At 59.3% G+C, this 18,786-nt stretch carries 10 protein-coding genes; 2 read left to right on the top strand and 8 right to left on the bottom strand.

Annotated features, from left to right (window positions below; all coding sequences use genetic code 11):
- Nucleotides 1–21: 21 nt before the first annotated feature.
- Complete coding sequence (locus DES53_RS07425) at nucleotides 22–1,065, bottom strand: TIM barrel protein (protein ID WP_113957599.1); 1,044 nt, start codon at nucleotides 1,063–1,065, stop codon at nucleotides 22–24.
- Nucleotides 1,066–1,218: 153 nt separating this feature from the next.
- On the opposite strand from DES53_RS07425, the gene DES53_RS07420 reads away from it, so the two are divergent.
- Together DES53_RS07420 and DES53_RS32845 are read left to right on the top strand one after the other, a co-directional pair.
- A complete protein-coding gene (locus DES53_RS07420) occupies nucleotides 1,219–2,148 on the top strand; it encodes an AraC family transcriptional regulator (protein ID WP_113957598.1) in 930 nt (309 codons plus the stop codon).
- A gap of 412 nt (nucleotides 2,149–2,560) precedes the next feature.
- On the top strand, nucleotides 2,561–2,983 hold the full coding sequence (locus DES53_RS32845) for a hypothetical protein (protein WP_170156935.1): 423 nt from the start codon (nucleotides 2,561–2,563) through the stop codon (nucleotides 2,981–2,983).
- 27 nt (nucleotides 2,984–3,010) lie between these two features.
- Here DES53_RS32845 and DES53_RS07405 read toward each other — a convergent pair whose 3' ends face one another.
- The 7 genes from DES53_RS07405 to DES53_RS07375 form a co-directional block, all read right to left on the bottom strand.
- Nucleotides 3,011–4,450: a DUF1501 domain-containing protein gene (locus DES53_RS07405; protein WP_113957595.1), complete on the bottom strand. Its 1,440-nt coding sequence runs from the start codon at nucleotides 4,448–4,450 to the stop codon at nucleotides 3,011–3,013.
- Between the two features lie 29 nt (nucleotides 4,451–4,479).
- Nucleotides 4,480–7,647 carry a DUF1553 domain-containing protein gene (locus DES53_RS07400; RefSeq protein WP_211325477.1) on the bottom strand — a complete coding sequence of 1,056 codons (3,168 nt, stop codon included), beginning with the start codon at nucleotides 7,645–7,647 and terminating at the stop codon, nucleotides 4,480–4,482.
- A 460-nt stretch (nucleotides 7,648–8,107) separates the two neighbouring features.
- The gene (locus tag DES53_RS07395) at nucleotides 8,108–9,655 is read right to left on the bottom strand and encodes a sulfatase family protein (RefSeq protein ID WP_113957593.1); all 1,548 of its coding nucleotides are present in this window, start codon (nucleotides 9,653–9,655) and stop codon (nucleotides 8,108–8,110) included.
- Nucleotides 9,656–10,089: 434 nt separating this feature from the next.
- Nucleotides 10,090–11,586, bottom strand: a complete 1,497-nt coding sequence (locus DES53_RS07390; protein WP_113957592.1) for a DUF1501 domain-containing protein — start codon at nucleotides 11,584–11,586, stop codon at nucleotides 10,090–10,092.
- Nucleotides 11,587–11,631: 45 nt separating this feature from the next.
- Complete coding sequence (locus DES53_RS07385; RefSeq protein ID WP_113957591.1) at nucleotides 11,632–14,022, bottom strand: DUF1549 domain-containing protein; 2,391 nt, start codon at nucleotides 14,020–14,022, stop codon at nucleotides 11,632–11,634.
- Nucleotides 14,023–14,049: 27 nt separating this feature from the next.
- Nucleotides 14,050–15,480 (bottom strand): DUF1501 domain-containing protein, encoded by a 1,431-nt coding sequence (locus DES53_RS07380; protein WP_113958124.1) that lies wholly within the window; start codon nucleotides 15,478–15,480, stop codon nucleotides 14,050–14,052.
- Nucleotides 15,481–15,516: 36 nt separating this feature from the next.
- Nucleotides 15,517–18,723, bottom strand: coding sequence for a PSD1 and planctomycete cytochrome C domain-containing protein (locus DES53_RS07375; RefSeq protein WP_245958111.1), 3,207 nt, complete (start codon nucleotides 18,721–18,723; stop codon nucleotides 15,517–15,519).
- Nucleotides 18,724–18,786 lie beyond the last annotated feature (63 nt).

Genomic DNA, 18,786 nt, shown 5'->3' with positions numbered 1-18,786 from the left:
GCTGTCAATGCGCAGCTCCCGTTACTTCACTCCCATCAGGTGATTGAGCACAAAAAGCTCAAGCGCCTCATAGTCACGGGCCTCGATGTACTGCTGCTCCAGCTTCCGGTCGTAGCTGCGCACCTTGTCCACGAGGTGCAGGAAGATGGTGCGGCTGTTCGCAAGGTGGGCGGTGATGGGACTGCCCTTCTGCGTGCGCATGGCCTTCACATCAAGACCGATGAACTCACCCTTCGAGCCGTAGCCATTCTCCTCAAGCACGCGCACCTGGTTGAAGGCCGCACGCAGGTTCGCCGCGCCGAAGTTCTTGTCCTGGTCGTACTTGAGGCCGTTCTGGTCGTTCAGGTGCACGCTGCCCAGTTTGTCGTGCGCCAGGGCAAAGGCCATTTCATCGGAGGGGTCCAAACCGGCGAGCAGAGCATGGGCCGTTTCGATGAGGCCCTTCACTCGCTTCGAGTCCTTCGAGGCATACGCCAGCGCAATGGCATGGCCGATGGTCGGCACGTACGCCTGATCGGTGGGTTCATTCGGCTTGGGCTCAATCCAGATCTCGATGTTCTTGTCGTAGTCGAGCATCTTGTTGATGGTCTCCAGCAGGCGGTCATAGGCCACGCGCGCATTCTTGCTCTCACGGATGTAGCTGCCTTCGCGTGCCAGCCAGAGGACGACGGCCTTGCTGCCCACAGCGTTCGCGATGTCGATGCACTTCTGGGTGCGGTCCCAGGCATACTGGCGATCTGCGGCGCTGTTGGAGGTATAGCCGCCATCCACTGTGGCATCCGCGAACCAGAGACGCGGCGCGACGAATTCGGGAGTGAGTCCCTGATTGCCGAGCATGGCCTTTACTTCCGTCGCCTTCTTGGAAATCTGGTCTGGTGTGAGGTCATCCATGCCGGGCACCACATCGTCATCATGGAACTGCACGCCATCGAAGCCGAGTGGCTTGTAGAGGGCATATTTGGCCTCATGCGGATACTCAGCGCGAACGGTGGGACCAAAGGGATCGCCGCCCTCGGAGATGTTCCAGGGGCCAAAGGAGAAGCGGTAGGTGGTGGGCGTGCTCATGAATGGGAAGAACTAGGAGTGAGAAACGGTTCGTGAAATACAGGTGCAGTAAACACCAGCTACACCCCGCGATTCTCCGTGTGGCGGCTCATAAAATTGCACAATTGTCTCAGCCACTCTCGACTTTACGGATAGATCGTGAGACGATGATGCATGGACCTCCAGCGCGAAGCCATCCATCTCGATGCCCGCCAGTCCTTTCGCCTCCTCCGGTGGAAGGACAACGTGCGCGATGTGGAGTCCATCCTCTCCCCCCGGCGACGCGTGAAGTTTCAGGGATCTGGAGAGCGCTGGCACTACCATCCGGAGATGGAGATCACCATCACCCAACACGGAAATGGTACCCGGTTCGTGGGAGATCACATCGGACCGTTCGACTCGCTGGATGTCGTGCTCATCGGCCCCAACGTGCCGCACTTTTGGAAAGGTCTGCACGGTTCGGCTGGCTATGCCGTGCAGTGGAATCTTTCACCTGGCCAGAGGCAGGCACAAAGCATGGCGACCACCACCGGTCTCGCACTCAGTCTTCCCGAGATGGAAGAGCTGAAGCCCCTCTGGAAACTCTCCGCTCACGGCATTCGCTTCAGCGGGCAGACTGCAGAGAAGGCCCTCTCCCTTGCCGAGGAGATGTCCCGCGAAGAAGGCATGGTCCGGTTGCATCTCCTCCTGCAACTCTTCACCACCCTCGCCCGCGCTCCCCGCCGCGAGTGGCAGCGGCTCTCGCAGCGGCCCTTCGACCTCTCCGGCCTGCACGCCCACCAGCCCGCCATCGAGCGTGCCATCCGCCACATCCTGGATCATTTCCGCGAACCCCTACCCCTGTCAGATGTGCTGAAAGTCGCCGGCATGAGCAAAGCCACCTTCGCCCGCCAGTTCCGCAAACATGCGGGAACTCCCTTCAGTGCGTTTGTGAATCGCGTGCGTCTGGATTCGGCGTGCAGGGAGTTGGTCGCAGGAAGCGCGACCGTGGGTGAGATTGCGTTTGGGAATGGGTTCAACAGTCTCTCGTATTTCAACCGAGTATTCAGGAGCGCGATGAAGTGCAATCCGAAGGACTATCGGAAGAAGGCGATGCGAAGATAGCAGCGCAACCTGCATAAAATATTCTTGTGTCCCATGCGCGGAACAAGCTATACATGCACGTCGAGCAACCCTCTTACACGACATGCACCACTATCAATGCGAAAAGTGTGGAACCACCATCAAGAATGCAACAACCCCGAACGCCCAAGGATGCCCCAAAAGCTTCCCCCACAAATGGCACAAGCTGGGCCCGGTCGGCGATCGCAACTATCAATGCTCCAAATGTGGCACCGTCATTGGCACCAATGCCACACCATCTGCACATGGATGCCCCAACGGCTTTCCTCACAAATGGTCCAAGCTGTGATTCGCATCAGCCACCAACCTTTTAGAAATACCACTTTGTGCATCGCGCTCGCAGGAACAGGCAGAGAGCCCTATGCACGAGGACAACATTAGCGGAACTCCAGCCATGACCGTCTTAGCCATCCTCGGAATTGCCATGGGTTTGACTCTGCTTTGCTATTCTGCGGTCGTTGTCAATGCATACGCCGTCCGAAAGTATTGCCACTCCCCGTTTTCGCCTCCCTACCTCATAGCATCGGGCATTTCCGCGACACTGCTTGTCATCGCTTGGTTTGTCGGAGGACAGGACTTTGACATTTGGGCAGCAGCGCGCCGTGATCTGAATGTCATGGTCCTCTTGATCCTCGTGTTCTTGGGGTTGTGCTGGACATTTTATTGCATTGGCATGCGAACATCCATCCCGATAGCAGCCTACATTACCCTCCTCCAATTTGCAGCCTCCCTGGTGCTCGTTGTCGCTATCGGCATCCTCCTTCTGGCCACTTTAAGTCGAAGGCAAAAAAGGGTAGTTCGCGTCGAGTATGAATGACACCACACGCGCAATCATTGGTGGGTCCTACCCCACCATCCCCTTCACGAGGTGCCCATGCACATCCGTAAGGCGGTAGCGTCTCCCCTGGAACTTATATGTCAACCGCTCGTGGTCGATGCCCAGGAGGTGCATCAGCGTGGCATGGAAGTCGTGGATGTGCACGCCGTCCTTCACCACGTTGTAGCCGAATTCACAGGTCTCGCCATAGACTGAGCCGGCTTTCACGCCGCCTCCTGCCATCCAAACGCTGAAGCAGCGGGGATGGTGGTCGCGGCCGAAGTTTGGCTGAATCTTGCCCTGGCAGTAGTTGGTGCGGCCGAACTCACCGCCCCACACCACAAGGGTGTCATCCAACAAGCCACGCTGTTTAAGATCCTTCACGAGGGCAGCAGCGGGTTGGTCGGTTTCCTTGCAAAGCTTTGGCAAGGATCCGGGAAGGCCGCCGTGGTGATCCCAGTCCTGATGATAGAGCTGGATGAAACGCACATCCTTCTCTGCGAGACGGCGTGCGAGCAGACAGTTCGCTGCGAAGGTACCGGGCGTCTTCACATCCGGACCGTAGGAGTCGAGGATGTGCTGTGGTTCATCCGCGAAATCCGAGACCTCTGGGATGCTCGTTTGCATGCGGTAGGCCATCTCATAGTGGTCGATGCGATTCTGAATTTCCGAATCCGGTGTGCCAGCGAACTGATGCTCATGCAGGTCCTTCAAGCGATCGAGCATGAGGCGTCGGCTCTGGGCGCTGACGCCCTCGGGATTGCCAAGATACAAGACTGGGTCTTTCGCCGCACGGAAGAGCACACCTTGATGTTTTGTAGGAAGGAAGCCGCTGCCCCAAAGATGCGCACCAAGCGGCTGGCCGCCTTTGCCCTTGGTGATGAGCACCACGAAGGAAGGCAGGTTCGCATTTTCCTGGCCAAGGCCATAGCTCAGCCAGGAGCCCATACTTGGACGCCCCGCAATCTGGCTGCCGGTCTGGAAGAACGTGACACCAGGACCGTGATTGATGCTCTCCGTGAACATCGAACGCACGACGCAAAGCTCATCCGAAATGCTTGCGGTATGCGGCAGCAAATCGCTGAACCACGCACCGGATTGCCCATACTGCGCGAACTTGAACGGTGAGCCCACCAGCGGGATGGATGACTGGTTCCCCGACATCCCCGTGAGCCGCTGTCCACCACGGACGGAGTCAGGAAGTTGCTCGCCATGGCGCTGATTCAGCAGCGGCTTGTAGTCCAGCAGATCCAGATGCGAAGGACCGCCGGACATGAAGAGATAGATGATGCGCTTCGCCTTGGGCGCCCAGTGGGTGCCTCCGAGCACACCGCGATCCACTGCGGCAGTGGCCGAAGAGGCTCCGAAGGCCTGCTCTTTACCCAGCATCTCTGCCAGTGCAATGCCACCCAGGCCCATGCCGAAGCGGTTGAGCATCTGGCGTCGGGAAATGGTACCGGCATTCATGGCTGGATGGGTCGCTGTATCAGAGTGTATCATCGTTTCACCACACAGGCATCATGGTTCATCAGGGCCTGCACCAGCACGGTGGCGGCCGCCGCCTCGGGCGCAGGAAGGGAAGCATCACGCTTTGCACTCCCCTGTTTCAGGAGCGCATCCGCTTCGGCGGGATGTTGCTTGAAGTGCGCGAGCTGCTCTGCGTGGAGTTGCTGGAGGATGTCCATCTCCTTCGCATCCGGTTCACGACTCAGGCAGGTGAGGAATCCCTGGATGATCATCTGTTTCACGTCGCCCTTTGCCTCTCGATGCAGTTTCTCCCCAAGTACCCGGGCGGCTTCCACATACTGGGTACCATTCAGAAGAATGAGAGCCTGTAACGGCGAATCGGTGCGTTCACGCTTTGCGATGCACACCGCACGGCGCGGAGCGTCAAAGGCCACCATGGCCGGTGGTGGACTGGTCCTGCGCCAGATCGTGTAGAGGCTGCGACGGTAGGCATCGTCACCGGCATCCGCCTTCATGGGCTTGAAGGCCTCAGTCATCTCATACGGACGCACGGGCGGCCCACCCGTCCTGGGCCTCAGCAGGCCGGAGGCAGCGAGTGCATTGTCGCGAATCATCTCCGCAGGCAGGCGGAAGCGCGGACCACGGGCCAGCCAGGCATTGTCCGGATCATCCGCCATCACCTGCGCACCGCCAAAGCTGTCCTGCCGATAGGTGCGCGACATGACGATGGTCTTCATCAGGTGCTTCACATCCCAACCGCTCTCGCGGAAATGCCATGCCAGCCAGTCCAGCAGCTCGGGGTAAAGCGGGCGCTCACTCTGGCTTCCAAAGTCCTCCGACGTCTTCACCAGTCCACGCCCAAAGAGACTCTGCCAGATGCGGTTCACCGTGACTCGAGCGAAGAGCGGATTCTCCGGACTCGTGAGCCACTTCGCGAGGTCGAGCCGGTTCTTCGGTGGCTGCTTGCTGAAAGGTGGCACCGCCGAGGGTGTGGATGGCGGCACCACTTCGCGACGCTGGTTGTACTCACCGCGGAAGAGGATGTACGCCGTCTTCGGCTCTGGCAGCTCACGCATCACCATGATTTCCTTCGCTGCATCCTGGGCCTTGTACAGCTCAGCACGAGCGACCTTCAGGTTCTCCAGGTGACTCTTCCACTCCTCATCTGCAGTGGCGAAAAAACGTTCCTGCAACAGCCTCTTGTCACTCACCTGTTCCGCGGCTGCGCCCCCCTCTTTGTCCGCATACAGCAGTGCAGCCTCCCCCGCACCCACCTCCCGACCGAAAACCCGGAAGTCATCGAGCATCCCACCCTTGAATCCCTTGTCGCGGAAGCGTTCTGCCAGCGCGATGTTATCGCCACCGCCACCTGTGATTTCCCTGGTGAGGCTGTCTCGGATGACATCCACGGCCGCGTGTTTGCCGTTCACATAGAGCTTCAATCCGTCAGCCCGGCTGGAGCCATCATAGCTCACCGTGACATGGGTCCACTGCTTCACGGGCAGCGGTTCCCTGGCTCGTACAGAAATGGCATTGCCCGGCCAGAAGTGAATCAATGACCACTTCAGCCTGCCCTCCTCGATGAGCAGCTCATACCCGCGACTGGCCGCATCTGTCCACGCGCGTGAGCGGTGAAACACGACCGCCCTGTCCTTCACATCCGGTGTCTGCATCCACAGTGAGATGCTGAACGGCTCCTGCCGCTGGAAATTGCCGATGGGCAGATCCACCGCATCATCTCCCGTAAAGAGCAGTGCCTGCCCTGCATGTCCCGGGACCAGCATGTTTTCTCCTTTGAGCTTCGCAGGTTGGTCGGCCTTGAGATCATTGGCCAGAGTGTTCTTCTTTCCCAGCGTCTCAAAACGATAGCGCCCCAGTTCACCCGGCACGGAGCCAGCATGAGTGTTCGCCGCATCTGTTTGCAACCAGGCCTCGAAGGCGTTGCGACGAGATTCACGAAGTGCCGCCGTTCTCTTTTCAAGGTCATCGACGCGCGCCTTCAATTCCCCAAGCTTTTTCTTTCCAGCCTCATCGACCAGCGATAGCGCCGGAGTCGGAGCGGACGACGTGAAGAAAGAATACAGGCCCGCTTCATCGATGTTCTGAAAGAGCGAGAACAACCCGTAGTAGTCCTGCACAGAGATGGGATCGAACTTGTGGTCGTGGCACCGTGCGCACTCGAAGGTGAGCCCGAGGAATGCCGTGGCAAAGGTCTGAACTCGATCTGCCACGTACTCCACGCGATACTCCTCCTCCACACTGCCGCCCTCGCTCTCCTGCTGATGCAATCGACTGAAAGCCGTGGCGAGGATCTGTTCATCGGTCGCATCCGGCAGGAGATCACCGGCGATCTGCCATGTGGCGAATTGATCAAAAGGCAGGTTCCGATTGAAGGCGGAGATCACCCAGTCGCGCCACATCCACACATCACGGTCACGATCCACCTGGAATCCGAAGCTGTCTGAGTAGCGGGAGACATCCAGCCAGTCCACGGCCATGCGCTCTCCAAACTGAGGAGAAGCCAGCAGACGGTCCACGAGCGCCGCGTAGGCCTTGTCCGGTTCCGCTGCGTAGGCCTTCTTAAACGCCAGCACTTCCGCAGAGGATGGCGGCAGGCCAGTAAGGTCAAAGCTGACGCGACGAATCAGCGTCTCTGCCGTTGCCTCCTTCTGGGGCTTGATTCCACGTTCCGCGAGTCCACTACCCACAATATCGTCAATAGGTGAAACGCTCCCAGCGCCCGGCATTCCCAGCTCCGGCTTCTGCACTGGAATGAAAGCCCAATGCGCCTCGTACTCCGCACCCTGCTCAATCCACTTCTTCAGGATGTCCACTTCCGCAGGCGTGAGAGACCCGAGCTTGGACTTCGCCGGAGGCATGTGTTCATCCGGATCCGTGCTCAGGATGCGCACCAGAGCCTCACTCTTCAAAGGATCTCCGGGGGTGATGGCCTTGTCCTTGATGGCATCCTCGCGGACATCCAGTCGCAGTCCCGCCTCACGCTTTTTGCTGTCGAAGCCATGGCAGTGAAAACACTTGTCCGAGAGGATGGGTCGGACATCACGATTGAACTGGACCTTGGCCGGGGAGGCAGCGCAGACCTCCACTCCACCAGCAGCGAGGCTGATGATGAAAAAAGCATAGAGAAAACTGGCTCGTGCAAAGCGCATGTGGTGATGCAGATGCAGGGAAATCACGCGGGAGAGTGATATTTGGACAATTGGACCGTCACGAGAGGCTGCCGGTTGAGGCAAATTGTGGAACTCGCTGGGGATCAGAAAACGTCAGAAATTGGCCAAACGAACTATCGTTTTGCGAACCGGGCACTGATTCTCAACGAGGTCCACAGATGGTCTTTTTGACCCTGCGGCATGTTCTTGAAAGCGGTCGCCGTGACGATAGCTGGGATGCCTGTTCCGGACGATCCTTGAGCGAGTATGGGTCCATGCCCATTTTATGCCGATATAATAGTTGAAACAAGCGTTGAATTGAGCGTGAAATGGGTGAGCGCGGCTCCCGGGCGGGAGGAGGCTGCGCAAGGGATTGATGGCTCATCGAATGTCAGGCCGGAAGGCCTAACGCCCACAGTCGGGCCGGAAGGCCCAACCTCCATCACTGATGTGACCGCCGAGGCTCGGCGGACTACTTTTTGGCAGACTACTTTCCTGCGGCCTCCTGCTTCCCCTGTGCCTTTTGCGGAGCCCGCCTCCCGGGCTCACGAGTTCCGGTGCCATCTCTCTTGTGCAGGGAGTCACCGAGGTCCTCGCGCGCACTCTCGGCGTAGCCTTGCAGCCGAGCCACCACTTCGGGGTGCTTGTCCGCCACGTTCATGGTTTCACCAGCGTCATTGTAGAGGTCGTAAAGGGCAAGCTCAGCTTGAGCATTGGTGTACTGCGCTGGCTTTCCGCCATCACCTCCCGGCTTGCCGCCGAGGGTGCGATAGGTGTGAGGCAGCACCAACTTCCACTGGCCGCCCATCACCGCCTGGAGTTGGTTGTTGGCGTAGTAGGTGAAGTAGAAGGGATGGGGGCACTTCGCATCCTTGGGGCTCTCCAGCATCTGCGTGATGTCCAGACCATCGATCTTATGGCCAGGCAGGGAGGCCCCGATGATCCTCGCAAAGGTCGGGAAGAGGTCGATGGTCATCGCCGGCTCACGACACTCGGAGTCCGCCGGAATCTTCCCAGGCCAGCGCGCGATGAATGGCACACGAATGCCCCCCTCCCATGAGGTGCCCTTGCCTTCCTTCAGAGATCCCGAGGAACCTGCATGCGTGCCATAGGAAAGCCACGGACCATTGTCACTGGTGAAGATGACGATAGTATCTTTCTCGATTCCAGCTTTCTCCAGAGCCTTCATCACCTCTCCCACGGACCAGTCGATCTCCATGATCACATCGCCGAAGACACCACGCTCCGATTTGCCTTTGAATTTGCTGCTCACATAGAGCGGCACATGCGGCATGGAGTGTGCGAGGTAGAAGAAGAAAGGCTTGTCCTTGTTCTTCTCAATGAACTTCACCGCGCGTTCCGTGTATTGCGTGGTGAGCTGCTCCTGCTCTTCTGGCGTCACTTCCGGATCGACGACTTTATCACCTTCAATCATCGGGAGCGGTGGGAAGCCCTTGCGCTTCTTCGGCTCTTCCCCCTTCTTGGCGTTGACCTTTTTCGCGTTTGCTTCGGCCTTGGCGAGGTTCGCCATCATTTCAGGATGGTATGGCCACATGTCATTCGAGTATGGCAGGCCATAGTATTCATCGAAGCCATGGTGCACGGGCAGGAACTGCGGCGCATCACCCAGGTGCCATTTGCCGGACATTCCCGTGGCATAGCCTTTCTGCTTGAAAAGCTCTGCCATGGTCACCTCATCCTTGCTGATACCCACCTGCGCGCCCGGCCCGAGGGCTCCGTGAATGCCAATCCGGTTGTTGTAGCACCCCGTCATGAGTGCTGCACGCGAGGCAGAGCACACCGCCTGGCTCACGTGGAAATTTGTGAAGCGTACCCCCTCCTTCGCGAGACGGTCGAGATTCGGCGTAGTATATCCCCTGGCTCCAAAGGAACCGATGTCCGCATAGCCAAGGTCATCGCAGAAGATGAGCACGACGTTGGGGGTCGTGGAGCGGTCGGCGGCATGGAGTGCCGCGATGCTCGACGTGAGCAGGACGAACGAGAGGAAAAGAACTCGTTTGATAGGGAACATCATGGTAGGCGAACGTGCTGGGTGATGGTGGCTACGGTAACGGAGGGTTTGGACATCACTTTCAGGAAACGTCCTGAATGCATGCGGGGAAGTGTTTGGCTGGTTGGTTCCGGGGTGATGGGCGTGTTGGTGTGCATTGGATTCAACACAGAGACACGGAGACGCAGAGGAACTTCAGAGACTGAGTGGGGAGTGTTGGGAGGGGTTCGCGGTGCGTGCCACCCTCTTCGCAAGTATTCCTTGTCCTTGTGTGAAACCAAGACGAACCGCCAACGGATCCTTTTCGTCCGAAGGCACCTCAGGGAGCCTCACGCGCGATCATGGCAAACTTGAGTTCTTCGCCGATGCGAAGGATGATTGGCGGGCAGGAACCCGCCGACCGCTGTCCGGTCAGGAGACCCGACTTCCTATTGGGGGACGCATGCTGATCCGCAGCTTTACGCAAACACACCCATCACCGGCTTCCCATGGCCATCTTCCGTCGCGTAGAAGGGACGCTTCTCCACGTCATACGCGGTCTTGGGATTGATTCCCATGGCGGTGAAAATGGTGGCATGCAGGTCCATGATGCTCACCGGGTCCTTCACCGCGATCAGGGGACGCTCGTCCGCAGTCGCGCCGTGCACATACCCCTTCTTTGTCCCACCGCCGAACATCACCACGGAAGTTCCTCCGGTGAAGTGGCGATGCAGTCCATAGTGCTTCATCTCCTGCAACTTGTCCGTTTTTGCACGGCTCTGGTCTCTGGCCTCCGATCCGGGGACACCTTCGATCATCATATCGCGGCTGAACTCACTGGCTACGATCACCAGCGTCCGCTCCAGCAGGCCTCGCGACTCAAGGTCCTTCACCAACTGGGCAATCGGGCGATCCACCTCTCCTTTGAGTCGCTTCACGGTTTCATGACCATTCTCATGCGTATCCCAATGCAGGAAGGGCACGTACTCGGTGGTGACTTCGATGTAGCGCGCTCCAGCCTCCGCAAGACGACGCGCCAGCAAGCAGCCCCTGCCAAAGCGACTGTCGCCGTAAGAAGCGATGGTCTCCTTGCTCTCAAGTGAGATATCAAAGGCGTCCTTGTCCTGTGAGCTCAGCAGACGCTGCGCGCTCTCCATGCTGCGGAGCATCGACTCCTGCTGGTAGTCGCTCATGAATTCACGATGCGGATTCTTGTCGATGAGCTTGCGGTAGGCCTTGTAGCGATTCGCAAAACGCCCCGGCTCCATGCCCTCCGGCGGCTTCACCGAACGCGCCGCCTCCTCAGGGTACGGCAGGTTAAACGGACCAAACTCCGCGCCGAAGAATCCACCGGTGGTGAAGGCCTTCAATTCCTCCTGCTCCCCCACCCCTTCAAGCCTCTGGCCAATGTTGATGAAAGGCGGAATGACCTGGTTACGCGGACCGAGCACCCTCGCCATCCAGGCGCCAATGTGGGGAGCTGCGACCGTCTGCGGAGGCACGTAACCGGTGTGCCAGTGGTACTGATGTCTCGAATGCAGGATGCTCCCCAAATCCGGCTGCACATGCGAGCGGATGAGCGTGGCACGATCCATGACGCCGGCACAATGCTCCAGCCCCTGGCTGATCTGCAGTCCCTCCACCGCCGTGGGAATCGCAGGGAACGTGCTCAGAATCTTCTCGACCGGAAGTCCTACCTCGAACGGCAGATACCGTTTCGGATCCCAGGTCTCAGGCGCCGCCATGCCGCCGCCCATCCAGAGCAGAATGCAGCAGTCTGCCTTTGCCGTGGGATTCACGAGCTTCGCACCCGGAGTGGACGCCGCACCCAGCAGTCGAGGCTCATGCGCCATGAGTGCGGCGAGCGTAGACGCGCTCAAGGCCTTGAGGAACGCACGTCGCGTCTCCCGCTTCTCACCATGAGTGAACACGCGCCCTGCGGCATGAGCTTGGAAATCCGGAGAATAGGGATGCATGGCGGCAGCAGGCTACAAGGATCAAACTGGGCAGGAAGTGCAATCTTACCGGACAAACTGAAACTCGGGAAGAAGCATGAGCATCCACAACATATCCTCCACCCCTTGGCTCTCATGCTTCCCGCCAACCATCTCAATCAGCAAGGCGGCCTCATCCGGCGTGGGAGCGCGCGACAGCGCCTTGCGAAACACTCCCTGCACCAGCTCAGGCGTGGCCGGATACCTCTGCTGCAGATCCACCGCGCCGCGCTTCAACAATCCAGCGAGGATGTTCCCATTGGCCAAATCGATGGCCTCAAGCGTCGTGAGATTTTCAGGGCGCACGGTGACGATCTGTTCGCGATTGGGCCTCCCCAACGCACGCTGGAGCAAATCACTCTGCACCACCGAGGCACGTACACGCTCTGGCGCCTTTGCGTGAGCACGGCCCAGCGCTTGGGTGATGCTGGGCATAAAACCATCCCAGGTCTGTTGTGCTTTCACGACATGTGCACGCTGCCAATCCTCGGGAGCCCTGGCAAATTTGCCCTTGGCATCCGGCAGCGACCTGGACCATTCCCATGTGCCATCGCTGGTGATGGCCTGTGATTTCCCGCCCGGCAGCACAACGTTGGCTTCGAAATACACACCCGCCTTGTTCGGCCCATTGCCGGCGTTCTTTGCCACCACAAGAACGTAGTTCTTGCCCGGCTTCAGCCCTCCCAAAGACACCACCTCTGCCGTGCCGAGATCCTCATCCTTCCCGAGCGAAGCACCATTTAGAAAGATCTCATAGCCATTGTCCACGGAGATCACGGCGCTCGCGCTCGTGGGCGCGCCCTTCACCTCGACCATCTTGCGGAAAGTCAATGTCTCGCCCGCCTCAGCGTGGCCAGATGCATTGGCCCAGATCCATCTGCCAGCGGGCTTCACCCCCAGCTCAGGCCTGCCACGGACCACGGACTTGTGCGCCGCCGCAGGAGCAGTGCCGGTGATTTGCCACACAGCGTCCACAAACTGCTCCGCGGTCAGTCGCTTGGCGATGGGACCACGGTACACATAGTGCGAGACCTCGTTTCCTTCCGCAGAGGTGACGCATTCTGACTGATAAGCCTGCGATCCTGCGATGAGCGCCAGCACGGCTTTCAGGTCATGCTTCTGCTCCACCAGATAAGATGCGAGGTAATCCAGCAGATCCTCGGACCACGGCTCCGTGCCCATCGCATCCACCGGATGCACAATGCCACGTCCCATGAGGCGGTGCCAGAGACGGTTCACCATGGTGCGGGTGAAGCGGCCATTCTCCGGGTGAGTCATGAGCCTCGCGAGTTGCTTCAGACGTTCCGGCTGCGGAGCCTTCGCATCCACGGTGCCCAGCTCGGGAAAGATCCACGCGGCCTGCGCCGTTCGTCCCGTAGGCTTGTCGCAACGATTGATCTCCAGCGGCTGCTCCGCGTAGATCGCCGCGAGCCCATAAGCCTCATCGAGCTTCCAGCGATCAATGAAGCTGTCGTGGCACGAGGCGCACTTCATGTTGATGCCCAGGAACACCTGCGAAATGCTCTGGGAAAACTGCACCTCCCGTACCTGGCTGGCATTCACCCCACCGCGCCATTTGATGCCAAAGATGAAGCCCTCTGACTCCGGCGTGGGTGAAAGCAATTCACGGGCGAACTGATCATACGGCTTGTTCGTCACGAGCGCCTGGTACAGCCAGTTTGTGATGGGCTTGCGACCGCCGTCGATGTAGCCCGTGCCCACGTAGTCATTGCGAAGCAGGTCATTCCAAAAGGTGAGCCAGTGCTCCGCGTAGTCCACACGGCGTTCCAGCGTGCTCTTGATGAGGCGAGCCCGCTTATCCGCCTTCTTGTCATTCACGAAGGCATCGACCTCCGCCGACGTAGGAAGCACTCCCACGAAATCGAGCGTGAGCCGACGGATGAATCCCGCGTCATTCAGCGGCTTGGGACGTGGAACTTTGTGATCCACAAGGTACTTGTCGAGGATGCGGTCAATGGGATTGGTGCGTCCATCCACCACGGGCGGCAGTTTGGGGAGACGCGGCTTCAATGGCGGTTCATAGGCGGACTTTCCAAAGGTGAAGCCATCTTCCCAGAGCACGCCTTCCTCAATCCACTTGCGCAGCAGCGCAATCTTCTCCTCCGGCACGCGCGCCCCCTTGGGCGGCATCTGGACATCCTTGTCCTTTGTGGTGAGCACTTCAATGAGCAAGTGTCCTTCCACTTTCCCCAAGGAGAGCACCGCGCCATTCTCCGAACCCGCGAGCAGGTCCTCCCGGGTATTCATGGAGAAGCCACCCTTCTTCTTGTCGCCGAGGTGGCAATCCGCGCAGTGCTCGCGCAGCACCGGCACGATCTGGTGGGCGAAATCGATCGCGGCACCGAGTGATCCGTATGAAACGGAAAGGAACACTAAAGCAGAAGGCAGCAGTCGCATATTGGTTGGCGGCACTGCAAAACGCCCTTACGCCATGATCCCTTTCACCACATGGCCCGCGATGCCGGTGAGACGCACATCCAGCCCCTGGAATTTCACCGTGAGCCGCTTGTCATCAATGCCCATGAGACGCAGCATCGTGGAGTGTAGATCATGCACGTGCACCACGTCATCCACGGCGCGATAGCCCAGCTCATCCGTAGCGCCATAGGTGCCCGGCTTCACACCACCACCAGCCATGGCCACACTGAAGGCGAGGATGTGATGGTCGCGGCCACTGCCCTGCCCCATCGGCGTGCGGCCGAACTCCCCACCCCACAGGATGAGCGTGTCATCCAGCAGACCGCGCTGCTTCAGGTCCTTGATGAGCGCCGCAGTGGCCTTGTCCACATCTGCGGCCGCGGACTTCATGCCGTCCTCAATGCCGCCATGGTGGTCCCACGCGCGATGATAGAGCTGGATCATGCGCACCCCACGCTCCGCCATGCGACGTGCCAGCAGGCAGTTGCTGGCGAAGGTACCATCCCCTGGTTGCTTCACGCCGTACATATCGAGGATGTGCTGCGGCTCGTTCTTCATGTCGGTGAGTTCCGGCACGGAGCTCTGCATTTTGAAAGCCATCTCGTACTGTGCGATGCGCGTCTGGATCTCCGGATCGATGCGCTCCTCCGCCAGCATGCCATTGAGCCGCTTCACCTCCTCGACAATCTGGCGCTGCGTGCTCTGGCACACCCCCTCGGGATTGCCCAGATAGTGCACGGCATCTCCTTTCGAGTTGAACAGGATTCCCTGGAACTTACTGGGCAGGATACCGCTCGACCACTGACGTGCAGAGATGGGCTGCTGACCTGTCTTGCCCGCCGAAGTCAGCACCACGAAGCCGGGCAACTCTTCTGTCTCACATCCCAAGCCATACAGGAGCCACGAGCCCATGCTCGGACGTCCCTTGATGATGGAGCCCGTGTTCATGAAGGCATGTGCCGTGTCATGATTGATCTGCTCCGTCTGCATGGAGCGGACAATGCACAAATCATCCGCAATGCCTGCCATGTGCGGGAAAAGATCCGAGATCTCATTCCCCGTCTGCCCATACTTCGCGAAACCGCAGAAAGCGCCACGCGCCTTGAGCTCCGCACCCTGGAGCTGCGCAAGTTGCTGCCCCTTCGTGAAGGATTCAGGGAAGGCTTTGCCATCCAGTTCCTTGAGCTTCGGCTTCCAGTCAAAGGTCTCCAGATGGGATGGACCTCCTGCCATGCAAAGATGGATGACACGGCGTGCGCGCACTGGCGCATGCGGCTTGGCCAGCACGCCATTCCAGCGGGCACTCTCGGGAGTCGCAGCGGCATTTGCGCGATTCAGCAACGACGCAAAAGCGATGCCTCCGAGACCATACGCCGACTGATGCAGAAACGCCCGGCGCTTCAATCCGCGATCGTAGCTCTGAAAATCAAAGTTCATGGGATTCACCTGGAAAAGCTTGGAGGATGAAATCAATCAATAGCGGGTGATGGTCTCGTGCAGGTTCAGGATCACGCGGCAGACGGAGGTCCACGCTGCCACTTCTGCCTTGTCCAGCTCTGCGGGCACAGGTTTCAAGCCGACCTTCAGCGATAACTCTGCGTCGGCGGTGTTTGCCTTGAAGGCTTCGCGCTGCGCATTCAGGAAGCCCAGCAAGGACTCGCGCTCCTCCTTCTTCGCGGGACGGCTTACCGCCAGCATGAAAGCGCGATTGAGCCGTGCGGCATCATCCAGAGGTTTGGCAGGGTCGGTCGACTTCGCCTCCAGCAGCCGGACCGCAAACACCCGTGCCGCTTCCACGAAGGTGGGGTCATTCAACAATGTGAGCGCCTGCTGGGGTGTGTTGGAATTGTTTCGCAACGCTGTGCATTCATCACGCATGGGCGCATCGAAGTTGGCCAGCATGGGATGCAGGAAAGTTCGCTGCCAGTGCATGTAAACCCCGCGGCGCCACTGACGGTCATCCGCGTCCGCGATGTAATTGCGGTCTGGGAACTGCAGATTCTCATAGTAGTCGGCAGGCTGGTAGGGCTTCACGCTGGGTCCTCCGAGGTCGCGGTTCAACGCACCTGAGATCGCGAGGGCATTGTCCCGCACGAACTCCGCATCAAGACGCCGCGGATTCTGCGAGGACAGCAGGCGGTTGGCCGGATCCACTTCGCGCATGTCCGCACGAAGGCTGCTGCTCTGGCGATACGTGCTGGAGCTCACCATCAGGCGAATCATGTGCTGCATGTCCCAGCCACTGTCGCGGAACTCGCACGCCAGCCAGTCGAGCAACTCCGGATGACTGGGAGGTTCTCCCTGAGCTCCAAGGTCATCCACCACTATGGAGAGGCCGTTGCCGAAAAACTGCTTCCACAGCCGGTTCATGGTCGCACGTGGCGTGAGTGGATTCTCCTTTGAGCAAAGCCACTCTGCGAGCTGCAGGCGCGTCGCCTGGGGCTTGTCCTTCTCCGGACGGAAGGTGGCAGGCAGAAACTCCGGCACTGCAGGCGGCGTGACTTCGCCAGTCTCATCCATCCAGTTGCCACGTGGCAGGATACGGACTGTCAGCGGATCCATCGCTTTGGTGACCATGGTCCAGGTCTTGCCGTCACGGCAGGCGAGCCACTCGCTGTGCAGCTTGCGGTACTCCGTGATGGCTGCGCGGTCGGTGCCTGTAGAGGTGAGATACAGCTCAGCCAACTCGTCGGAAAGCTGCTCCAGCTTCAGAGCTTCCGCGAGCTTGGCGCCCCATTCCCTGCCAAGCGGCTTGAGGGGAGCAAAGGGAGAAACTGACACGCGCATGACCCCGGCCATGTTCCCGGGAATGGTAACATGCAGTGTATCACCTTCCATCAGGGTCACCGGCGTGTCCAGGATCCATGCAGAGGCCTGCGGCTGATTCCATTCCTTGGATGAGGTCTTCCAGCCGCCGCGGAGATTGAGCTGTTGCACCGTACTGCTGTACTGGGGATCTTCATGGGTGGCAGTCGCATAGGCAATGGTTGCCGCAGCCGCCTTGTCGGCACCCTTACGCTGCACACTGATGGCAGGCTTCACTGTGAACGAGGTATCCTTCGCCCCGCCACGCAGGATGCTGTCGCCATGACGCGCATCCGGCAAAAGCTCCAGCCACACCGCAGCGACACGACCCGTGACACTTAGTGAAACCTTCGTGGTGTCGGCTGCTTTTCCGCTGAAGACGATCTTCCTTCCCTCCTCTACCACGGGCTGCGGCAGTTCGGGTTTGGGCTTCTCCGCGGCAGCACCATCCTTCTTGGGCGCGGGTTTGGCGGGTGCGTCCTTCTTCTTTTTGTCCGCAACCGGCGCCTCGCTCACCGTCACCTGCGGTGCGGGTGTGACCCAACCCTTCTGGTGTTGCGCAAGGAATTCCTGCGATGCACTCTTCCACGCTGCAAACTGTTCTTGCGGCACCGCTGCCAGCGCCTTCTTCGCGACAGCCATCATCCCGGCATGCAGCTTCTCGCCACGCTTCTTGAGGTAGGGGCTCACCACTTCGATTTCCGGCGGGAAGGGATAGTCGTTGCTCCAGCCCTTGAGTTCGGGGTTTTTCGTGTAGCCGTAGTCGGAGTACACGCCCCACTGCTTCACATCTGCAAAGAAGGCCTGCATCGCATAGAAGTCCTTTGCGGTAAAAGGATCGAATTTGTGGTCGTGACACTCGGAGCAGCCGAGCGTGGCTCCCATCCACGCGCCTCCCACGGTGCGCACGCGTTCTGCGCCATACTTTGCGAGATACTCTTTCGGCTGCGCCCCACCTTCGCGGGTCATCATGTTCAGGCGATTGAACCCGGAAGCCACGAGCTGCTCTGTCGTCGGGTTTGGCAAAAGATCGCCGGCAAGCTGGTCCCTTGTGAACTGGTCAAAGGGCTTGTTCTTGTTGAACGCGCTGATCACATAATCGCGATACGGGAAGATGCGCTGGTTCTGGTCTCCATGGAAACCGACCGTGTCTGTGAACCGCGCAACATCCAGCCACCACACCGCCATTCGTTCGCCGTAGTGCGGCGACTTGAAGAAACTCTCACGCAGGGCGTCGTAGGCGGCATCAACTTCCGAAGGCGACTTGCCCGCGGCGGCCTTTACAAAGTCACCCACCTGCTTGGGTGATGGCGGCAGCCCCGTGATATCCAGAGACAGGCGACGCGCCAGCATCCGAGCATCCGCCTGCGAGGATGGGCCCGCCTTTTTCTCGATCAGTTTCTCGGCGATAAAAGCGTCGATGGGATTGTGAATCGTGAAACGCGCGTCCTCAATCTTCGGCACCGCGGGCCGCACCAGGGGTGTGTAGGCCCAGTGCGCTTCATACACCGCACCCTCTGCCACCCAGCGGCGGAAGATTTCCTTCTGTGCGGCGGTGAGTTCCTTGTGCGCGTCATCCGGCGGCATCAGATCGTCAGCATCCTTCGTGAAGATGCGCGTGACGATCTCGCTTTCCTCCGGCTTCCCGGGGACGATGGGAATCGCGCCGGACTTGCCCGGCTTCAGCGCCTCTTCGCGAATATCCAGCCGCAACCCTCCTTTGCGTGAGTTCTTGTCTGGACCATGGCAGTGGAAGCATGTGTCCGACATGATGGGCCGCACATCGCGATTGAAGCGAATGGGTCCCTCTGCCGCAAAGACAGGCATGGCGACGTGGGTGGCGAGAACAAGGGCAACCAGAGAAGAGCGGCTCATGGGGGCAATAGCATAAAACGTCCAGACAGGTGGGGTCTAGCGGGAATCCCAAGGTGGATGACT

It is taken from the genome of Roseimicrobium gellanilyticum (assembly GCF_003315205.1).
Taxonomy (GTDB): Bacteria; Verrucomicrobiota; Verrucomicrobiia; order Verrucomicrobiales; family Verrucomicrobiaceae; genus Roseimicrobium; species Roseimicrobium gellanilyticum.
This window is presented reverse-complemented; position numbering and strand designations above follow the sequence as displayed.